We start from the raw sequence: 18,665 nt of genomic DNA on the forward strand, positions 1-18,665 counted from the left end.
CCAATGACCAAAACATTAACCCAAAAAGAACAGGTAGCGGTATTCGTGCGCTACCAACCGAACTGCGCCGTAGGCGATGTTTCCGATGCGTTGGACTTGGCTGGCGGCACAGCTGGCAGATTGCTGCGTGAGCTCAGTGACGAAGGCGTGATCATTCGATCACGTAACAGCGTTCAGTACACATACAGGGCGGTACCGCACGCAGATATTCCAGACGTAATCCTCCCGTGCATGGTTGAAAAAAGTGATCCGGTCAGGATGCAGGCCGCCGAGCAGAAAGCGAAGGAGCTAGAGGAGAGGGGGCTTTGGCGAAGAGCAGCAGCAGTATATTCGGACATGTTTGGTATCGCCGGTAGCGCTGTTGAAGTAGCCCGTATTGCCAAGCGCCGTAAAGACTGTCTGCGCCAGGCGGGGAGGGTATGACTATGGCGAGCAATAAGCTCAGGATTATCCTTCGCGCGATTCAGCACGGCGGCGAGATCACCCCGCGGCAAGTTCGCCAGTTGCTGGGCTGCGACAGCAAAAAGGCCTGTCGCCTACTGGAGCATCTCGTTTCTGCTGGCGCCGCGAAGAACATCGGTCAGCGACACCACCCGGTGTACGTGATGCAGCCAGGCGGGGAAACATGCATTAAGCCATCACCGGTGGTTCGCAAGAAGTCCGGTATCATCGAAGTTTGCCGCCAGAACTGGCGGGATTATCAGATCCACAAAGTCATTGGGAGCACCCGCGCATAAACCAACCTCTAAATGCTGGTGGCATCCGGCATTAAACAGTCGCAAAACTCTATTGAGAAAGAGATATTATTTTGGTATCAATATACTTAATCAAGAGTTCGAGACTTACGGAGCTCCTGTTAGTGGTACTTGGGCACTGGTTTTAGGTGTGTTCTCATCCTTAGTAACGATCGGTGATTGGCTTAACCGTCTGATCATTAGCTTTTTCAACATTGAGGATGTGAATATGAAAAAAAACTGTGGAACACTTGTGTTCATCCTAGCTGTGTGCGGTGCGGCGCTGTGGGAACATCATCAGTAACCGATAAACCCAAGGAACACTATCAGCCGTAAGCCTTTAACAGTCGCCGGGAGTAGCCTCCTAACCCACACCAAATCAATGGCCTCGTTATGCGAGGCCATAACTTAAAAATTAATTGTATCGAATGCTATCAATTTAGCTTCCAGAGGACGCAATTTATGACAATGAGAAAAGTAACATTCAAAAAAGGTAATGAAGAAATAAGTTGCGATTGCTTCTAACTCGCTGATACCGCTGATTCGCAAGGGTATTTTGGTTATTTTTCTAAAGATAATTTCGGTATGTTCGAAAATAAATTTTCATACCCTGTGGAGAAAATTGGAGAAGAATATATCGTTTTTCTTCCGCAATAATATAAGCTCCTCAGCGTAATTTTAAATTTGATTTCTTCTGGCGCTTTAATTTCTCTCTTATAAAATCACTCTCGCCATTCCGCCCGTTAACTAAATAATGTACTTCACAAAAGACTCGATAATTCGAAAAGAAATCAGAAAGTGCCGCTTGTAAGTCTTTTGCCCATTGTATACGATTAACTTCTGCATCAAAAAATTGACGCACGGATTCTGTGTTTTCTCTGAGATGAAAAACATTATTTCTAAAAATTCTGAGTGAATTCGAATTTTCTTTCATCAACTTTCCAATTTTGTCTGAAATTGATATAAGTTCTTTAAATTCATTGGGGCGCTCTTTAGCCAATAAGATTCGCATGTTTAGGTTACGAAAGCCCTCGCAGACCACACCTAAGAAACCTAACCAAGTAAAAAGATAAACTCGCATGTCAAATTCATCACGATGAATTAATGATCCATTTTTTTTCATTTTTTGTTTGAGTTTATTGTAATTTCGCAACATAAGTTCAGCCGTTTCGAAATAATGAATCTGCAGTGTTAAAACATGATCTTGATTACGGCTAGGAAGTTTATCCTCAGGGGCGCGAGCGTCTATATCTAAAGCATATTTTAATGGAGCGTTAGCAATGTAATACAGACCTTGATTCAAAGGCGATAAATGTCCTTTTTCTAATTCTTGCTTTAAGTGATCATCTACATCATTATAATTACTAAAGCCATATATGGGTAATCTACTACCTGCAAATGCAGTTAACCACCAAGAGTTAAATCCACCTATCTCACCATGTTCACCGAAATCAAAATCAACAGTTCCAGAGTTTAAATCTACTCGACATCCAGCACCATGTTTAAAATATTTCACACCATCTGTTAACTCACCTGAAAATGGAATGTCATAATCAATCCATTCATTGCAAGAGGACGGCATTTGAATACCGGAGCGATACATTAGTTTTAGAGCGTCCTCAACATGGCTTTGAAAGTCTATAATCAAATGATAGAGGTTTACATTCACAGCTCACACTCACTTCTGGTTTCTTTAAAAAGAATACTATGTGTCCCGGACGAACAAGTAGTTTACCACTTTGCCTTAAAAGCGCGACAAGTATACATGTTTATCAGTATCGTCGCGAAATGAATCAAATTATTGATATATATTATTTTTCATGTGGTTCTTGATGTGGTTATTTTTTGATTAGATCCTTTTTGTTTACCATTTCGTGCGGTTAAAGCGTTGATCAAAACTATCTTGCGATGTACTGTATGGATATACAGTTATCGCGGTGGAGACAACGATGAAAATAGAATTACCCATTGATCTTGCTCAAGAACTTCCTCAGAGCGTGGTTCCGACACTGGAAAAAGAACTGTTAAACGGCTCCAGAATCAGTTCGCTGAGTGCAGCCTGGTCATACGCCGTGCAGGCTCCAATTGGTTAAATGTTTACGGTGGTGAGAAAGAAGCTGAGCAGATGGTTGATGAAATCATCCAGAAGACTTGGGAAAGTGCAGACAACTGGTTTTATTGATACAGCATGCAATGACTTTCCAGTGTGGAGGGATAGTGTTGAAACGGATAAAAGAATTACCTAGTAAGGGCTACGCGGTTATTAGATGCCACGATGGGGTTATTGTTGCGAGACTGCACTCATTTCCTGACAGTGGGCGCGCACTCATGTACCGACGAGGCGACGAGGTGTCGTTCATGCCGTTACAAGATGATGAGATGGTAGGAACACCGACACTCTTTACGCAGATGCTTGAGCGGGCTGGTTATCGAATAGCAAAAAGTGGGTATCATTGAGCTAGTATTCATAGCAACGGACTGCGCCCTCACTTAAGTGATGGCGCAGAAAGTAAAGGTATCTGAATTGAAATTTATATCACTCCCAAACATTGTTATTCAAACTCAATCTTTATTATTATGTTCAACAATCGGCAGTTTATTGGTTACTATCTCATCAAGAGTACCATAAAGCATTGAGTTATTGATGTTATGTAAGCCCCTCTTTGCCCTTTTCGTCAGTTCTACATGTGGAATGTTATCAACTATACTAATTTCAAAAATACCTTGGTATTCATGAGCTAGTGTTGTTAATTGGTCACTTAAGTTTTCATTTTTCTTAACTAGTGCTTCTTTCTCAATGCGAAGTTCAGATACGTCTTTGGTAAGAATTTTGATGTCACTTTTTGCGTGCTCGATACTCTGTTCAAGTTCCTTTATGGTTGAGTTTAAATTTAGGTTTATATCTGAAAGTTGCTTGCGAACATTTTCACTCTGCGCAACAGACTCTTTTTCTGAGCGAAGTAATGTTCGCAGGCTATTTTCCTCCGCCTTACTGTCACTCAACCTAGCCTGAAGATCTTTAACTTCAACCTCATATGATAAGACTTGGTCGTTTAATTTGCTATTCTCATTTTTTATTGACTCTATGCTTTCCTCAATAAATCTTTCTTCTTTTTTATCAGCTAATTTTTTTCTTGCTTCAATTTCTGCTATTGATTGTTGCAATTCTGCTACTCTGATTTTTGATGATAGAGTTAGTTCAATTGTTTCAGAATTGGGCTTGTCTTGGATTTTAGTAATTATTTTATTTATTTGTGGTAATAAGAAAGCTATTAAAACAGAGGTGCAAAGAGGTGCAAGCAAGTATGAGCCTATTTCAAAATTAGAATTTATAAATTCAATTCTAGATTCAATTTCTTTTTTACTGAAAAATAAAATGGCAAGCATTGGCCAATTAAATGCAATCCAAGAAAAAACAAACACCCCTAAAAAAGGGCTTTTTACTCTCTCAAGAGAAGTTTGTCGAAAAGAAGCGAAGAGGTCGCGAATAAACTCCAACATGTCACATTCCTTGGTAGGCATTCCGATTATGATAGATAAGGGGTGATAATCGCTATCAAGCATACTACTCCGACTCATCTCAAGAAAGATGCTTGAGTAGGTATAACATAACTTAGTAAACCGTGTTAATCTCTTTAAAGGTCTGAACAACCTAGCCTGCTGCGCCACTGGAGAGAAACCATGGCGCAAAAATCAAACCAGAATGAACCCTTACTGACCCCTCAAAGGGCCAGCAATTTTCTTTTGATGTCACTCCTGCAGGAGGCGGCATGAAGAAAAGCTGGTTCACTCACACCGGGCTGACAACCGAAGAAGCCAATGAACTGGTGGCTCGCTACAAGTCTAAAGGCGTCCCCGTCGAGAAAAGCCTCGATATTGACCCTCGTCTTTGGATAGTCAGCGCATTACTACCTCAGCAAAAATCCTCAGCTAAGACAGCGCAAAGTATGCGTTCCCGGGCATGGGGGTGATCGTGACAGTCTACAACATCCTCCCGATGGGTAAGCCACGCATGACGCGTTCAGACAAATGGAAGAAGCGCCCTGAAGTTATGCGTTACAGGGCCTTTTGCGATCACGTCCGGTTCCTGGGCATTTGTATGCCTGAATCAAATTCACACGTTACCTTCGTTCTTCCGATGCCGAAGAGCTGGAGCAAAAAGAAGCGCACAGAAATGAACGGGCAGCCCCATCAGGGTAAACCCGATCTCGATAACCTGATGAAGTCTCTGATGGATGCGCTCTTCGAGGACGACACGCATATCTGGGATTCAAGGATAACAAAGCTCTGGGGCGAAAATGGGCAAATTATTATCAGGGAGAGCGAGTGATGCGTGCTCTTCTTCAACCTGTTATTGCGAGAGAGTTGGGTGTCGTTCTGTTGAAGCCGGGCAGAGAGCTGATGGAGTTGTTCACCGCAGGAAGAGTGTTGATCGAGCGCCAGCCTGAAAGCATGGCCGGGTGTCAAACTGGTCGTGTTTCGGATGCGCGGCAGCCACTGGCTGAAAACGAGCAGCTGCGAAGCTTCTTTTTGAATGAACAGGTTCTGGCTGCTGCTGGTGGTATAAGCGGGCTTGATTACTGGTTGCTGAAGTACGGCGGCGGCGATTGCCAATACGCTCATAGCGATTACCACTACCACGAACTAACCATTATGCACCATGAGCCTGGCTCCATCCTGCTTTGTGGCTATTGTGATAACCACTTGCGAGAGCAGCGTACCGAAGCACTGGCAGAGCTGGCACGCAGAAATGTAATTGCCTTTGTTCTGGATTCGGTTCGTATTTCACTCGCTATCGACAAAAGCCGCGAGATTTCCCTCGCTGAACTCTGCTGGTGGGCAGTTCGTAAAGGGGTTACGGATGCACTTCCAGAATCCTGCGTTCGTGAAGCGCTTCGTTTACCTCAAGAAAGCAGGATTGGTCGTGAAAGCGATATTACGCCTTCAGTATCGGCCACCAGCATCCTCGGGGAATTAGTTTCATCCGCTGACCTGCCTGATGCGCTGACCGAACCTCTGGTGGGGGTGATGGTGGATCCGGCGCCGCCTCAGTCTTTCATGCGTCGACCAAAGCGTCTTCGCTGGGAAAGTCGCGATTATCTGAATTGGGTGAAAACACAGCCCTGTGAATGCTGCCAGCAGCAATCAGACGACCCACATCACTTAATCGGATGGGGGCAGGGTGGCATGGCGACAAAAGCGCATGACATCTTCTCCATACCACTTTGCCGAAAGCATCACACCGAACTGCATAACGACCGACTGGCATTCGAGCGCAAATATGGCTCGCAGCTGGAAATGATCATTAGAGTGCTGGACCGGGCCTACGCGCTCGGCGTTCTGGCGTAAGGAGCGAACAGGATGACACCACGTCAACGCCGTAATCATATTGAAGCGCTGGGTAAAGCAGCGAGTGCGCCGCGTAAAAGCTGGCTGGGTAAAAGCATGCTTCTTACAAGTATTCAGTCGGCATGGATTAAATCATTGCTGACAACATGGGGCGAGGGGGTAAGCGGTGGAACAGCCCCACGATTGCCTCGCGCTCATGCATGCTGGGATGTTCTTAAGGGCGGGCGATGGTCGGATAAGGCATTGTCTCGCTTTACAGCTGCACTGGAACAAGCTCGAGCAGAGGGATTCAGAGGGCCGCAGGCGTTAAATCGTGCTCACGCCATTTTGTGGCCACAGCCCGCCACCAGCATCATTGATGAAGCTATGCAAAATGATGACGTTGATTTTGTCGAGCAGTCAGTGCTACAGGCGCTTGATGTAAATGACCCGGTTTATATCGTCGGTCTGCAGTATTACACCACACGCAAAAAAATCTCAGACATTACGCGGGAACTACAGTCTATCGCACCGTGGCTAACGGATTGGGAGGCCAGAAAACGAGTTCGCTGGTGCCTGGAGATATTCAGGGCGAAGGTCTTTTTATCTACGCGGAAACTCATGGCTGAGCAGAGCTGAATGATTGGTTTTTGACTTTTCGTGCTCTACTTCTATTTATATATTGAAAACTAGCCAGGGATTTAGATAATTCATTCATGCTTGGCAGAGCTGCGCCGCGATGGCAGCGAACATAAGCGACAATTTGAACATGACGAGAGCCCCGCCAGTCGGGGCTTTTGCTTTACGGCGATACGACAGGGGTATTCGCGAGGTGCATTGCATCAATACCCCTGTCATATCGTCGTTTGTATCCCTTCACTCAATACCGAAGCATAAGAAAAATGTTATGAACTGCTAAAAAAGAAGATGCTGTGTTTTTTGCGACTGGTGGAATCGGCATATTTTTTATAGATTATCTCTTGCACCACACAGCTGAAAATTCAAAACAGGGGATAAAAATGCATTTTTTAAATGGATTCAATGGTTTTTTTCATTCCGGTGAGGCTACAACTCCATCTGTCATGAGCAATAACCCTTCAAAAATCGTAGGGAAAATTGAACCAAATCAAACATTAGCAATGGGTTATTATTCCTTCACGAAACCGGATGATTTCGAACCTTACGAGCAAGAATGCTATTATAACGTTGCAAAAATGATTGAAATCAATGGTGGGGAGCCTGTTTATGGCTGGGTTCTGTGGGAAAGTAGTTCAATGATCGAGGCAGAGGCACATTGCCTGTACAGGAATGTTGATGGGGTCGTTTTGGATATCACGCCACGTGTGTCTGGCGAAGATAAGATTCTTTTCGTTCCAGACTCACGAATTAAAATCTCCTTGAAACATCTTGGCGGAACATCTTTTTCGATGACCCAACACACTAATCCACAACTAATGATTTCATCAAATCAATTCGTACCCTCGAGGGCAGTAGAATTAAAATTTGACCAAAGTGAAATCAGGGTTATTAAATTAGGTGATTACAAAAATAGCTTCTTGTTTGAATAAATCGAAATAGTCCTTAATAAGGCTGCCATCTGGCGGCCTTTTTTATTTCCACATACACCCGCTATTCAGCGAGGTGAGAGTATGTATCGAATGGAAAAAATCACGACAGGTATTGCATACGGCGCATCTGGAGGGGGAACCGGATTCTGGTTACTTCAGCTCCTCGATAAAGTCTCACCATCTCAATGGGCTGCCATTGGTGTGCTCGGTAGCCTCATGTTTGGTTTGCTGACGTGGTTATCCACCCGGGAAGCCGGGCGACAAACTACGCTGCAGCGTCTCAGCGAAAGCTATTCGTACACCCCTCAGGCGCAGCAAAAGGTTCTGGAAGAGCAAAGGGCGACGTTCGAGGCTGAAGATGCCCTGCGCGCAAACTGGCTGGCCGGGGCTAAACAGGGCTGGGCCGAATATCAGGATTCTGCGACAAACGTTTTCAGCTCGGTACAGCAGATTTCGCAGGCAACGTTCAGCGGGATGGCGGGTCAGCTTACCAGCCTGACGACAACCGGGAAGGCGAGCTTCAGGGACTTCACCAGCTCGATCCTTAAAATGATTGTCTCCGTTATCAACCAGTTGCTGGTGGCCTACACCATCCAGAGCGCAATGGGCTGGGTGCGTGGCGGTACCAATACAGCATCTGCAGGTCAGTCATTTTCGGTACCGTCTTTCCGCCCTACGGGCTTTGACGCAGGCGGCTTTACCGGGCACGGCGGCAAGTACGAGCCAGCCGGTATCGTTCACCGCGGGGAGTTCGTCTTCACCAAAGAGTCAACCAGCCGCATCGGTGTGGCCAATCTTTATCGGCTGATGCGAGGGTATGCCTCCGGTGGTCTGGTCGGCGGGGGGAGCGCAGCAGCTTCTGGTATCGGTGGGATTAACGTTTACGCACCCGTTTCAGTGACTACAACGCAGTCTAACGATACGAAGCAGCAACAGAGTGGCGATGGTGCACTTGCTCAGGCTTATCAGAAAGTTGTTGATCGTTCGGTCCGCGAAGGCATCGCACGCGAAACAAGGCCTGGGGGAATCATCTGGAATGCCACTAAACAGAGGTAAATGATGGCTATAGAGCATTTTGCATGGAAGATTCAGGCAGCAAGCCAGCCCACTCTGAGCAGCAAAGATACAGTCAGAACGGCGCAGTTCGGTGATGGGTACAAGCAGGTATGTGGTTCTGGCCTGAACGATGAGGTTCTAAATTATGCCTTTTCTTTCACCGGCGATCCGGTAATAGCCAGAGAGATTCATTCATTTCTGCGGAGGCATAAAACCAAGTCTTTCACATTCACTCCACCTGGTGGTGATTTAGCCCTCTGGCGTGTTGAGGCTGACAGCCTTCAGCGAGTCACCCTGAATAAAAAAGTGGAAACCGTAACCGCAACGTTTGAACAGGCATTTACACCATGAGCCTTAATGCTGATTATCAAAAACTCGAGCCGGGCAATGAAGTCCGGCTTTTTTCTGTCGATGGTACGGCCTTCGGAATGTCAGATGTGCTTTTCTTCCATGCGCATAATATCGCGCATACACCAGAAGAGATTGATGCTGCTGGTGGGGATGAAAGTAAACTGCCTGCGAAATCCATCTGGTGGCAGGGGCAGGAATATAAAGCGTGGCCCTGCCAGATTGAGGGGATTGAGGTTTCCACCAGTGGGAGCAGTGCGCAGCCTAAATTATCGGTTGCTAACCTCGACAGCTCTATAACTGCGCTCTGTCTTGCCTATGATGATCTGCTGCAGGCGAAGGTCACGATCCATGATACGTTGGCCAGCTACCTTGATGCCCGAAATTTTCCAGGCGGGAACCCCACGGCAGACCCTACGCAGGAAAAGGTGAAAGTATTTTACATTGATGCCAAAAGCGCAGAGACAAACGAGGCCGTGGAATTCACACTTTCAAGTCCGATGGACCTGCAGGGACTGATGATTCCGACGCGTCAGCTGCATTCGCTCTGTACCTGGTGCATCCGGAACAAGTATCGCACCGGCGACGGCTGCGACTATGCCGGGACCAACTATTTCGACAAAAACAATAACCCGGTCAGCGATCCGTCCCTGGATGAATGCAGCGGCACTCTGACGGCCTGCAAACTTCGGTTCGGCGAAAATAATGAACTCTCGTTTGGTGGCTTCCCGGGCACGTCTTTGATCAGGAGATGATATGCGTCAGAAAACCATTGATGCCATTATGGCGCATGCTGCAGCTGAATATCCTCGTGAGTGCTGTGGCGTCGTGGTTCAGAAAAGCCGCGTTGAACGTTATTTCCCGTGCCGTAATCTTGCAGCGATGCCAGAGGACAATTTTGTCCTTTGTCCGGAAGACTACGCAGCAGCTGAAGACTGGGGAACTGTGATCGCCATCACTCACAGCCACCCTGATGCCACGACGCAACCAAGCGAACTGGATAAAGCGCAATGCGATGCATCACTTTTACCCTGGCACATCGTGAGCTGGCCGGAGGGGGATTTACGTACCATCCAGCCGCGCGGAGAACTGCCGCTGCTGGAACGTCCATTTGTGCTTGGTCACTTTGACTGCTGGGGTCTGGTCATGAGCTATTTCCGCCAAAACCACGGTATAGAGCTCCATGATTACCGCGTCGATTATCCCTGGTGGGAAAACAATTATCCGGACAACTTCTATCAGGATTGCTGGTACGAGTGCGGTTTCAGAGAGTTCGACGGACCGCCGAGGCAAGGCGATATGGTGATCATGCAGGTCCAGGCCGATAAGTGGAATCACGCGGGGATCCTGCTTGAGGGCAACATGCTGCTGCACCACCTTTACGGACATCTGAGCCAGCGTGTGCCGTACGGCGGTTACTGGCAGGAACGGACAATGAAAGTCGTTCGCTATAAAGATTTGAGGGGCGTTGAAGTATGCAGGAAGTCATGAGTCGTATCGAGCTAGGTGGCGTGCTCGGTAAAACCTTCGGTAAAGTTCACCATCGCCTGATTTCCCGTGTGAGCGAGGCCGGTGTCGCACTCGCGAAGACCATTCCCGGATTTGAGGAGTTTATGATTTCCAGCCAGCGTCGCGGGCTTACATACTCTGTATTTAAGGGTAAAAGAAACATTGGTGAGGATGATCTTGGCTTTCCGGTTACCGGTGACGTTATCCGCATCGTTCCGGTAATCATTGGTAGTAAAAAAGCTGGGTTATTACAAACAATCCTTGGCGCAGTGCTGGTCGTTGTCGGAGTGGCTGTTGGCTATTTTTCTGCAGGTACGTTATCTGCAGCCGGGTATGGTGTCGCACAATTTGGTGCAGCGATGATGGTCGGCGGGGTTGTGCAAATGCTTTCTCCTCAGCCAACCGGGCTGGCCAGCAAACAGAGTGCAGATAACCGCGCTTCATACGCTTTCGGTGGCGTGACAAACACCGCGGCTCAGGGTTACCCGGTACCACTTCTCTACGGTCGCAGGCGAATCGGCGGAGCGATTATTTCTGCCGGAATTTATGTCGAAGATCAGCAGTAGATAACATACCTTTTTTCTGGCCACCTTCGGGTGGCTTTTTTTATGGGCGCAATATGGCTACTGAAAAAGTGTTAAAGGGCCGCAAGGGCGGCAGCTCCAGTTCCCGAACTCCTACCGAACAGCCAGATGATCTGCAGTCAGTAGCCAAGGCGAAAATCCTTCTCGCGCTTGGAGAGGGGGAGTTTGCTGGTGGCCTCACTGCGCGTGATATTTATCTCGATGGCACCGCACTTGAGAACGCAGATGGTTCACAGAACTTCAGCGGTGTGGCGTGGGAGTTTCGCGCGGGAACGCAGGCGCAAAATTACATTCAGGGCATTCCCGGTACCGAAAACGAAATCAGCGTGGGTACTGAAGTTTCCAGTGTTACCGCATGGACACGTACTTTCACTAACACCCAGCTATCGGCAGTGCGCCTGCGTCTGAAATGGCCGTCTCTGTTTAAACAGGAAGATGACGGGGATTTGGTCGGCTATTCGATCAACTATGCGATTGACCTGCAGACTGACGGCGGAACATTGCAGACGGTACTCAATACCAGCGTGACCGGGAAAACAACCTCTGGTTACGAGCGTAGCCACCGAATTGATTTACCTCAGGCTGGCAGTACCTGGACCATCAGACTGCGTAAAATTACAGCCGATGCTAACAGCGCGAAGACTGGCGACACGATGACACTGCAGAGCTTCACTGAGGTGATCGACGCCAAGTTGCGCTATCCGAACACCGCGCTGCTGTACATTGAATTCGACTCCAGCCAGTTTAACGGCTCAATCCCGCAGATCTCCTGTGAGCCTCGCGGTCGTGTCATCCGCGTTCCTGATAATTATGACGTTGAAACCCGAACCTACAGCGGTACTTGGACCGGGGCGTTTAAATGGGCATGGACGGATAACCCGGCGTGGATTTTTTACGATCTGGTGGTTACCGACCGTTTCGGCCTTGGTAACCGACTTACTGCGGCTAACATCGATAAATGGACGTTGTATCAGGTCGCTCAGTATTGCGATCAGCAGGTATCGGACGGGAAAGGCGGAAGCGGTACCGAACCACGTTATACCTGCAACGTCTATATTCAGGACCGTAACGACGCTTACACTGTGTTGCGTGATTTTGCCGCTATCTTCCGCGGCATGACTTACTGGGGCGGGGATCAGATCGTTGCCCTGGCTGACATGCCACGTGATGTTGATTACAGCTATACGCGCGCGAACGTTATTGACGGTCGCTTCAGCTATTCGAGCAGCACCACGAAAACCCGATACACCACAGCGCTGGTATCCTGGTCCGATCCGGATAACGCCTACGCTGACGCGATGGAGCCCGTATTTGAGCAGGCGCTGGTGGCACGTTACGGCTTTAATCAACTGGAGATGACGGCTATCGGATGCACCCGGCAATCAGAAGCAAACCGAAAAGGCCGCTGGGGCATCCTCACCAACAATAAAGACCGTGTTGTTTCGTTCGATGTCGGCCTGGATGGAAACATACCACAGCCGGGCTACATCATCGCCGTGGCAGACGAACTGCTTTCCGGAAAGGTTATGGGCGGCCGCATCAGCGCCGTTAACGGTCGCGTTATCAAACTTGACCGCGTGGCAGATGCGGCAGCAGGTGATCGCCTTATTCTCAACCTACCTTCCGGAGCGTCGCAGAGCAGGACCATTCAGGCCGTGAACGGTGAATCAGTCACAGTCACCACGGCATACAGTGAGACGCCACAGGCCGAAGCTGTTTGGGTGGTGGAATCTGACGAGCTTTACGCTCAGCAGTACCGCGTTGTCAGCGTAAGCGATAACGATAATGGCACCTTCTCGATCACCGCTGCATGGCACGATCCGGATAAATATGCCCGTATCGATACTGGCGCAATTATCGACCAGCGGCCAATAAGTGTAATACCTCCTGGTAATCAGTCACCGCCAGCTAACATCGTGATCAGCTCGTTTTCTGTGGTTCAGCAGAATATCAGCGTCGAAACGATGCGCGTCAGCTGGGACCAGGCGCAGAATGCTATCGCCTATGAGGGGCAGTGGCGCCGCAATGATGGAAACTGGGTGAACATGCCGCGCAGCTCCACCACGTCATTTGACGTCCCGGGGATTTATTCCGGTCGCTACCTGGTGCGCGTGCGCGCAATTAATGCCGCTGAAATTTCCTCAGGATGGGGATATTCAGAGGAGAAGATCCTGACCGGCAAAGTAGGTAATCCGCCTAAGCCAGTAGGATTCACGGCCACGGGCATTAACTGGGGGATCCGTCTGAACTGGGGTTTTCCGGCAAACACCGGCGATACCATCAAAACAGAAATCCAGTACACGGCCAACAGTGACTTTTCAAATCCACTCTTGCTCTCAGATGTGCCTTATCCATCTGCGGAATACACCCAGCTCGGCCTTAAAGCAGGGCAGGAATTCTGGTACCGCGCGCAGCTGGTTGACAGAACGGGTAACGAGTCCGGGTATACCGACTGGATCAGGGGGATGTCTAACGATAACGCCGATGATTATCTGGGTGATATTGCAGACGATTTCCTTACCTCGGCCGACGGTGACCGCCTGACCAGCGATATTGATACCAATCTTGAAGCTGCAATGCAGAACGCGCTGGCCAATCATGGAACCTTTGAACATCAATGGGCGCAATACGGAGAGGTACGTGCCGATATCCTGGTTGTGAAAACGACTATTGCAGAGGTGGATAAGGCAATGGCCGAACTATCAACGCAGGTACAGGCGCGGATAGAGGACGTCACTGCTTCACTGGAAGACAAACTTACAGCCGTCGTCGATGCCTCCGGTGCTTCTGCAATCTACACCCTCAAAACAGGCGTGAGGATAAACGGTGTGATGTACAACGCCGGGATGTCGATTGCCGTGCTTGCTGAGGCCGGGAAGCCGGTAGTTACCCGTGTTGGTTTTAACGCTAATCAGTTCGTGCTGATGAGTGGCAGTAGTAATACGCAATATTCACCGTTCGCGGTGGTTAATGGCCAGGTCTTTATCAGTTCAGGTTTTATTCAGGATGGGACTATCACCAATGCCAAAATCGGCAACTTTATCCAGTCCAACAATTACGTCCCAGGACAGGCCGGATGGAAACTGGACAAAGGGGGGGCCTGGGAAAACTACGGCAGTGACGGGCAGGGCGCAAGAAAGACCACGAACGTTACTGACAGCATCAGGGATGCGAACGGCGTCCTCCGCGTACAGATTGGTAAACTTACAGGGGTATTTTAATGACGTGGGGCATTCAGACATGGGATGCCAATGGTAACCCGAATAATTACGGTATTAAGCCAGTATCTGTGGTCGGACGTATTCAACTTTCTGAGGGGCAAAACTCCGGAAGCTGGTCGTTTACCATTCCGGCAGGAATGAAGGTCGGGTTTGTCGTTTCTCTGGATAGGGGAGCGGTCTCGGTGGGGCGCCGTATCGTCGCCAGCGGAAATACGATAACTCTTGGCGCGGCAAACAGCGTTGGGATTGGAAACTATCCAGCCTCTGAATGTGAGCTCGTAGTTTTTGTGGAGAAGGCATAATGGCAGATTATGGCGCACTGATAGCTCTGGATAATGGAAATCCCTTTATTACGCCTCAGTCCACGCCATTTTGTCTCTACAGGAGGGTAGTGGTTAACTCAGTAGCAAGCGGGGCATATCACGGTGCATCTGCAACAATAGCTCTGGACGTTTCTTATCCGGCGATGGTTTTTTGCAAAACGAGTGATACTGCTCAGCCTACTGTGGTTACTACAGCCAGATCAGGAGGAAATATTCTTGTTGGATCAAGCAATGCCTATGGACAGGCACATACATTAACGGCTTACATCTTTGCTATTTATCCTCAGACATTGCCAAAATGGGGATTTGCTATCTGGGATGCCACCGGGAAGTTGGTTCTGACAAACGAGAGTCGGATATTGAGTGACCTTGTGACTGTTGGGACGCCTGGAGCTACGACAGGTGGAATTAATATTGACATCACTCTGCCTGGTAGTTATGCGGTGGCACCCGCTATTCTTGGCTCCCAGATCATCCAGAACAATAACACTAAACCACCCACTATTGTGAATATCACAGCCTACTCTGGATGTCGGTTTAATGGTTCATCAACCAGAATTAATGCCGCGCCCTCGACAACGGCTACCGGTTCTGCTGCGGGTGGGACAACGACTGGAATAGCTTTGACGGCTATCAACACCGCCGCCTATGATTGATCGTTTTAAGCGATCAAATTCACTTAATTGATCTGTTATATCTATTTTATATTTCAGTACCGCTGCGTTAGTTTTCACTTAATAAAAACTAATCAAGGTGTGAAATGACGAAAATAATGTTAGCGATGGCATTTTGCCTATTTCTTTCTGCTTGCTCTGGTTCAGTTCTGCAAAAGCAAAAGCCATTATGCGAGGCAGAAGCACTTATTGGAGGTCAGGTTCTGTCGGTACAGATTTACGATGTGCGCAAAGTAGCCAATCAGACAGAATATAGGGCAGGCTACCCCTTCAATTGGCGATGGGTGAGCAAAAATAACTTCACCAGGTCGACCTGTTCAAAGTGAACAAAACAAGAACCCGCTTCGGCGGGTTTTTTATTATCTGCACTCAGGAGTCTTTTATGTCGGCAGGTACCCTCACCCTGACAAATGGATCCGCTATTGTTGGCGGTTCCGGAACCTCTTTTACTACCGAACTTGCCGTAGGTGACTTCATTGTCTCTACTGTGGGCGGCGTTCCGTACACGTTACCAGTAAAAACGGTAGATAGTGATACCCAACTGATACTGGTCAGCAACTTTACCGGGCCAACGCAATCTGGCGCGGCCTGGTCAGCGGTCCCGCGCGTGGCGCTGAACATGGTCACTGCTGCGCTGGTGGCGCAAAGTGCTGAAGCGCTGCGTGGACTGAATTACGACAAACAGAACTGGCAAAGTATTTTTTCTGGAACCGGAAATGTAACGGTAACCCTGCCAGATGGCACAACATGGACGGGCCCAGCCTGGAATAGCATTACAACATCACTTTCAGGCAAGGCGGCAAAAGGTGCAAACCGCGACATCACCTCTCTCAGCGGACTTACGACAGCGCTATCTGTAGAACAGGGCGGTACCGGTTCGACAACGGTATCAGGCGCTCGCACAAACCTCGGTTTAGGAAACAGCTCTACCAGGGATGTTGGAACAGCAGCGGGAACAGTGGCCGCTGGTAACGATTCACGATTAAATTCCGTCGATCAGAAAGCGGGTGGGAAAATCACGAGCCCAATTACAGTCCAGCCCGGCGTAGGCGGTAATCCCGGATTTGCCATCAGTTCAGGAGATAATGGTGGCGGTGGTTTGATGAATAACGGAATCAGCCTGATCGTTGCCAATGGGTATAACCCAAATACAGGAAATTATGTCAACATTCTTAGAGGAACCTGGTATACAGGGGAATGGACATTCGGGGGGGCCCGTGGCGGCGGGGCTAATTTTGATAACGTGACATTGGGCCTGAAAGGGTCTGATCAGGAAGGACTTGTTGCATGGGTATTCCATTCAAATGGCGCTGCCACAGGCAATTGGGTAACAGCATCTGACAAGCGCATCAAAGAAAATGTAACGGTAATCGCAGAGCCGCTTATGAAAATGCAGCAACTTCGAGGCGTCGAATGGGACCGCCTCGATACTCCTGCGCACGGGTATGGCTTCATAGCTCAGGAAGTCGAGAAGGTTTTTCCTGAAGCAGTCAAATCATATGGAAAAACAACGTTACGAGATGGCTCAGAAATAGAGGATGTAAAATCAGTCGATACCTTCGGTGTGGCCGCCGCCCTTCACCATGAAGCCATCCTTGCTCTAATGGATGAAGTTAGTTGCATCAAAAGGCTAATCAAAGAACTGCATGTAGGGGCTTTGGATTAAAACTACTCAATTGGAGTTTGAAGCGAATAATTTACAAAAGTCATAATTTGAAACGAGAGAGAAACTTAGAAGCGAAACGGCGAACCATGTCTGGATCTGGAGGAGTTTGCACCAGCTAAACAGGAAATCGTCTGCAGCCGGTCATTCGGCGAACGCGTTACTGAGTATGAACAGATGCGCCAGGCTATCTGCAGCTATGCTGCCCGTGGTGCTGAAAAACTGCGGGGTGAACATCAGTACTGCCGCTTTATCTCTGCGTTCGTGAAAACCTCTCCCTTTGCGCTTAACGAGCCGTATTATGGTAACAGTGCGTCCATGAAGCTTCTTACCCCCACTCAGGATTCACGCGACATCATTAACGCCGCGGTAAAGTGCCTGGACAAAATCTGGAAGGATGGCCACCGGTACCAGAAGGCAGGGATCATGCTTGGGGATTTTTTCAGCCAAGGCGTGGCCCAGCTCAACCTGTTCGATGAGAACGCGCCGCGTGCTGGTAGCGAGAGGTTGATGGAAGTTCTGGATTATCTGAACGGGAAAGATGGAAAGGGAACGCTTTATTTTGCCGGGCAGGGCATACAGCAGCAGTGGCAAATGAAGCGAGAAATGTTGTCGCCTCGATATACGACGAGATATTCAGACCTGCTTAGGGTCCGATAAATTTTCCTGATGTCTTGGGCCGCGTCAGGAGGAAAATTATTGCCGAACGTCTAGCCCTTCTGCCTCCTGTCAACAAGCTTAGCTTTCTGAGATACGCCAGGCGCTAGGAAATCAATATTAACATCAAACGATTAATGCAACAAAAATACGATTAAAGATATTTTATTGCGTGCCGATAGTGCTTTTTTAAAAGGAGAAATCTATGTCTGTCACAATTCAGGGGAATGCCTCAACTGCCATTTTAAACAACTCCGCCCCGGAAGGAACATCAAAAATAGCCAAAATCATGAGACAAATTCAAGTGCTGACTGAAAAGCTTGGGAAAATCTCATCGGAAGAGGGGATGACGCCAGAGCAGAAAAAAGAAATGGCTGCACTAGTACAGAAGCAAATTGAAAGCCTCAGAGTTCAACTTGAACAGTTGTTACGGCAGCAGGCAGAGAAACAGAATAAGGATGCGAAAGTTCAGCCTGATAACAAAGTAGAGAGAAAGGACGATACAAATACTGCCGGCACCATTGATATTTACGTCTGAGTGGTTGCCGTCTCGACACGCGCATTAATCAGTGGCGTATTATCCCACCATTCGGGCGCGTAAGACCACAGGACTGGATCAAGATGCAGCTGCTCGTTGCGTTTGCTCAGGAGCAGCACCTTGGTACCGGGCGAGACGTTGTTCCTGCCTATAGGTTCCGGGTCGTATGGAATGTCGCGATCGACTTCATCGGCCAGATAGGTCAGATATTCTTCACGCGTTTGAGCTTGTGCAAAACGTCCGCACATAGAAACCTCCAGCCAAGTCTCAAACTCAAATTATAGAGCAGGGAGAGAAGGAGGAGCGTAGCGAACCCATTAAGAGATTAATCAATAAAACCAAAAAGTGGTTATCAAAACCCAAAAATCATCGTAACTAATCAATAGGTTAGCTTGTGGTCAAAAAAGTGTGATGAACGCGCCAATTATGAGTTTTTGATTGAAAAATCAATGCATCATGATT

Annotated in this window: 22 protein-coding genes and 3 pseudogenes; 22 read left to right on the top strand and 3 right to left on the bottom strand. The window is 48.3% G+C overall.

From position 1 onward, the window contains the following. Positions 1 to 3 precede the first annotated feature (3 nt). A complete protein-coding gene (locus F0320_RS08210; RefSeq protein WP_149323873.1) occupies positions 4 to 423 on the top strand; it encodes a PerC family transcriptional regulator in 420 nt (139 codons plus the stop codon). Between the two features lie 2 nt (positions 424 to 425). After that, on the top strand, positions 426 to 737 hold the full coding sequence (locus tag F0320_RS08215) for a hypothetical protein (protein ID WP_149323872.1): 312 nt from the start codon (positions 426 to 428) through the stop codon (positions 735 to 737). 664 nt (positions 738 to 1,401) lie between these two features. On the opposite strand, the gene F0320_RS08220 is transcribed toward F0320_RS08215, so the two are convergent. Beyond that, positions 1,402 to 2,337: a DUF6896 domain-containing protein gene (locus tag F0320_RS08220; RefSeq protein WP_240168054.1), complete on the bottom strand. Its 936-nt coding sequence runs from the start codon at positions 2,335 to 2,337 to the stop codon at positions 1,402 to 1,404. Between the two features lie 346 nt (positions 2,338 to 2,683). On the opposite strand from F0320_RS08220, the gene F0320_RS08225 reads away from it, so the two are divergent. Together F0320_RS08225 and F0320_RS08230 are read left to right on the top strand one after the other, a co-directional pair. Beyond that, positions 2,684 to 2,827, top strand: coding sequence for a hypothetical protein (locus tag F0320_RS08225; protein ID WP_316326011.1), 144 nt, complete (start codon positions 2,684 to 2,686; stop codon positions 2,825 to 2,827). Beyond that, positions 2,800 to 2,916, top strand: coding sequence for a DinI-like family protein (locus tag F0320_RS08230; protein ID WP_306457864.1), 117 nt, complete (start codon positions 2,800 to 2,802; stop codon positions 2,914 to 2,916). The genes F0320_RS08225 and F0320_RS08230 overlap by 28 nt, the downstream gene beginning before the upstream one ends. 380 nt (positions 2,917 to 3,296) lie before the next feature. On the opposite strand, the gene F0320_RS08235 is transcribed toward F0320_RS08230, so the two are convergent. Continuing rightward, positions 3,297 to 4,235 (bottom strand): hypothetical protein, encoded by a 939-nt coding sequence (locus tag F0320_RS08235; protein ID WP_149323869.1) that lies wholly within the window; start codon positions 4,233 to 4,235, stop codon positions 3,297 to 3,299. Between the two features lie 269 nt (positions 4,236 to 4,504). On the opposite strand from F0320_RS08235, the gene F0320_RS08240 reads away from it, so the two are divergent. From F0320_RS08240 to F0320_RS08320, 18 genes and pseudogenes are all read left to right on the top strand, one after another. Continuing rightward, positions 4,505 to 4,705 (top strand): hypothetical protein, encoded by a 201-nt coding sequence (locus F0320_RS08240; RefSeq protein WP_047174588.1) that lies wholly within the window; start codon positions 4,505 to 4,507, stop codon positions 4,703 to 4,705. Further along, positions 4,696 to 5,064, top strand: coding sequence for a RusA family crossover junction endodeoxyribonuclease (locus F0320_RS08245; RefSeq protein ID WP_049023545.1), 369 nt, complete (start codon positions 4,696 to 4,698; stop codon positions 5,062 to 5,064). Before F0320_RS08240 ends, F0320_RS08245 begins: the two co-directional genes overlap by 10 nt. After that, entirely contained in the window at positions 5,064 to 6,083 is a 1,020-nt protein-coding gene (locus F0320_RS08250) for a DUF968 domain-containing protein (RefSeq protein WP_149323868.1), read from the top strand. Before F0320_RS08245 ends, F0320_RS08250 begins: the two co-directional genes overlap by 1 nt. A gap of 12 nt (positions 6,084 to 6,095) precedes the next feature. Then, positions 6,096 to 6,701 (top strand): hypothetical protein, encoded by a 606-nt coding sequence (locus tag F0320_RS08255; protein ID WP_149323867.1) that lies wholly within the window; start codon positions 6,096 to 6,098, stop codon positions 6,699 to 6,701. A gap of 293 nt (positions 6,702 to 6,994) precedes the next feature. Then, a complete protein-coding gene (locus F0320_RS08260; protein WP_149323866.1) occupies positions 6,995 to 7,630 on the top strand; it encodes a hypothetical protein in 636 nt (211 codons plus the stop codon). Between the two features lie 90 nt (positions 7,631 to 7,720). Then, a pseudogene (locus tag F0320_RS21780) lies at positions 7,721 to 7,813 on the top strand (phage holin); the annotation flags it as partial. A 33-nt stretch (positions 7,814 to 7,846) separates the two neighbouring features. After that, positions 7,847 to 8,686: a phage tail tape measure protein gene (locus F0320_RS08265; protein ID WP_240168057.1), complete on the top strand. Its 840-nt coding sequence runs from the start codon at positions 7,847 to 7,849 to the stop codon at positions 8,684 to 8,686. A 3-nt stretch (positions 8,687 to 8,689) separates the two neighbouring features. Next, the gene (locus tag F0320_RS08270; protein WP_110973596.1) at positions 8,690 to 9,037 is read left to right on the top strand and encodes a phage tail protein; all 348 of its coding nucleotides are present in this window, start codon (positions 8,690 to 8,692) and stop codon (positions 9,035 to 9,037) included. Beyond that, positions 9,034 to 9,789, top strand: coding sequence for a phage minor tail protein L (locus F0320_RS08275; protein WP_110973575.1), 756 nt, complete (start codon positions 9,034 to 9,036; stop codon positions 9,787 to 9,789). Before F0320_RS08270 ends, F0320_RS08275 begins: the two co-directional genes overlap by 4 nt. 1 nt (position 9,790) lies before the next feature. Further along, entirely contained in the window at positions 9,791 to 10,525 is a 735-nt protein-coding gene (locus F0320_RS08280; protein ID WP_149323864.1) for a C40 family peptidase, read from the top strand. Continuing rightward, positions 10,510 to 11,109: a tail assembly protein gene (locus F0320_RS08285; protein WP_110973573.1), complete on the top strand. Its 600-nt coding sequence runs from the start codon at positions 10,510 to 10,512 to the stop codon at positions 11,107 to 11,109. The genes F0320_RS08280 and F0320_RS08285 overlap by 16 nt, the downstream gene beginning before the upstream one ends. 53 nt (positions 11,110 to 11,162) lie before the next feature. After that, positions 11,163 to 14,348, top strand: coding sequence for a host specificity protein J (locus F0320_RS08290; RefSeq protein ID WP_149323863.1), 3,186 nt, complete (start codon positions 11,163 to 11,165; stop codon positions 14,346 to 14,348). After that, the gene (locus F0320_RS08295; RefSeq protein WP_149323862.1) at positions 14,348 to 14,650 is read left to right on the top strand and encodes a hypothetical protein; all 303 of its coding nucleotides are present in this window, start codon (positions 14,348 to 14,350) and stop codon (positions 14,648 to 14,650) included. The genes F0320_RS08290 and F0320_RS08295 overlap by 1 nt, the downstream gene beginning before the upstream one ends. Then, positions 14,650 to 15,327: a hypothetical protein gene (locus tag F0320_RS08300; protein ID WP_149323861.1), complete on the top strand. Its 678-nt coding sequence runs from the start codon at positions 14,650 to 14,652 to the stop codon at positions 15,325 to 15,327. The genes F0320_RS08295 and F0320_RS08300 overlap by 1 nt, the downstream gene beginning before the upstream one ends. Positions 15,328 to 15,431: 104 nt before the next feature. Next, on the top strand, positions 15,432 to 15,671 hold the full coding sequence (gene cor, locus F0320_RS08305) for a phage exclusion lipoprotein Cor (RefSeq protein WP_126328655.1): 240 nt from the start codon (positions 15,432 to 15,434) through the stop codon (positions 15,669 to 15,671). 56 nt (positions 15,672 to 15,727) lie between these two features. Continuing rightward, the gene (locus F0320_RS08310; protein WP_149323860.1) at positions 15,728 to 17,011 is read left to right on the top strand and encodes a tail fiber domain-containing protein; all 1,284 of its coding nucleotides are present in this window, start codon (positions 15,728 to 15,730) and stop codon (positions 17,009 to 17,011) included. 78 nt (positions 17,012 to 17,089) lie between these two features. Further along, a pseudogene (locus tag F0320_RS08315) lies at positions 17,090 to 17,668 on the top strand (DUF4113 domain-containing protein); the annotation flags it as partial. Positions 17,669 to 17,870: 202 nt separating this feature from the next. Further along, the gene (locus F0320_RS08320) at positions 17,871 to 18,203 is read left to right on the top strand and encodes a FlxA-like family protein (protein WP_040017211.1); all 333 of its coding nucleotides are present in this window, start codon (positions 17,871 to 17,873) and stop codon (positions 18,201 to 18,203) included. Here the strand turns inward: F0320_RS08320 and F0320_RS08325 are convergent. Then, positions 18,203 to 18,451, bottom strand: a pseudogene (locus tag F0320_RS08325) (SOS response-associated peptidase family protein); the annotation flags it as partial. The gene F0320_RS08320 and the pseudogene F0320_RS08325 sit on opposite strands and share 1 nt — an antisense overlap. Positions 18,452 to 18,665: the final 214 nt, after the last annotated feature.

The organism is Enterobacter dykesii (assembly GCF_008364625.2).
Lineage (GTDB): Bacteria > Pseudomonadota > Gammaproteobacteria > Enterobacterales > Enterobacteriaceae > Enterobacter > Enterobacter dykesii.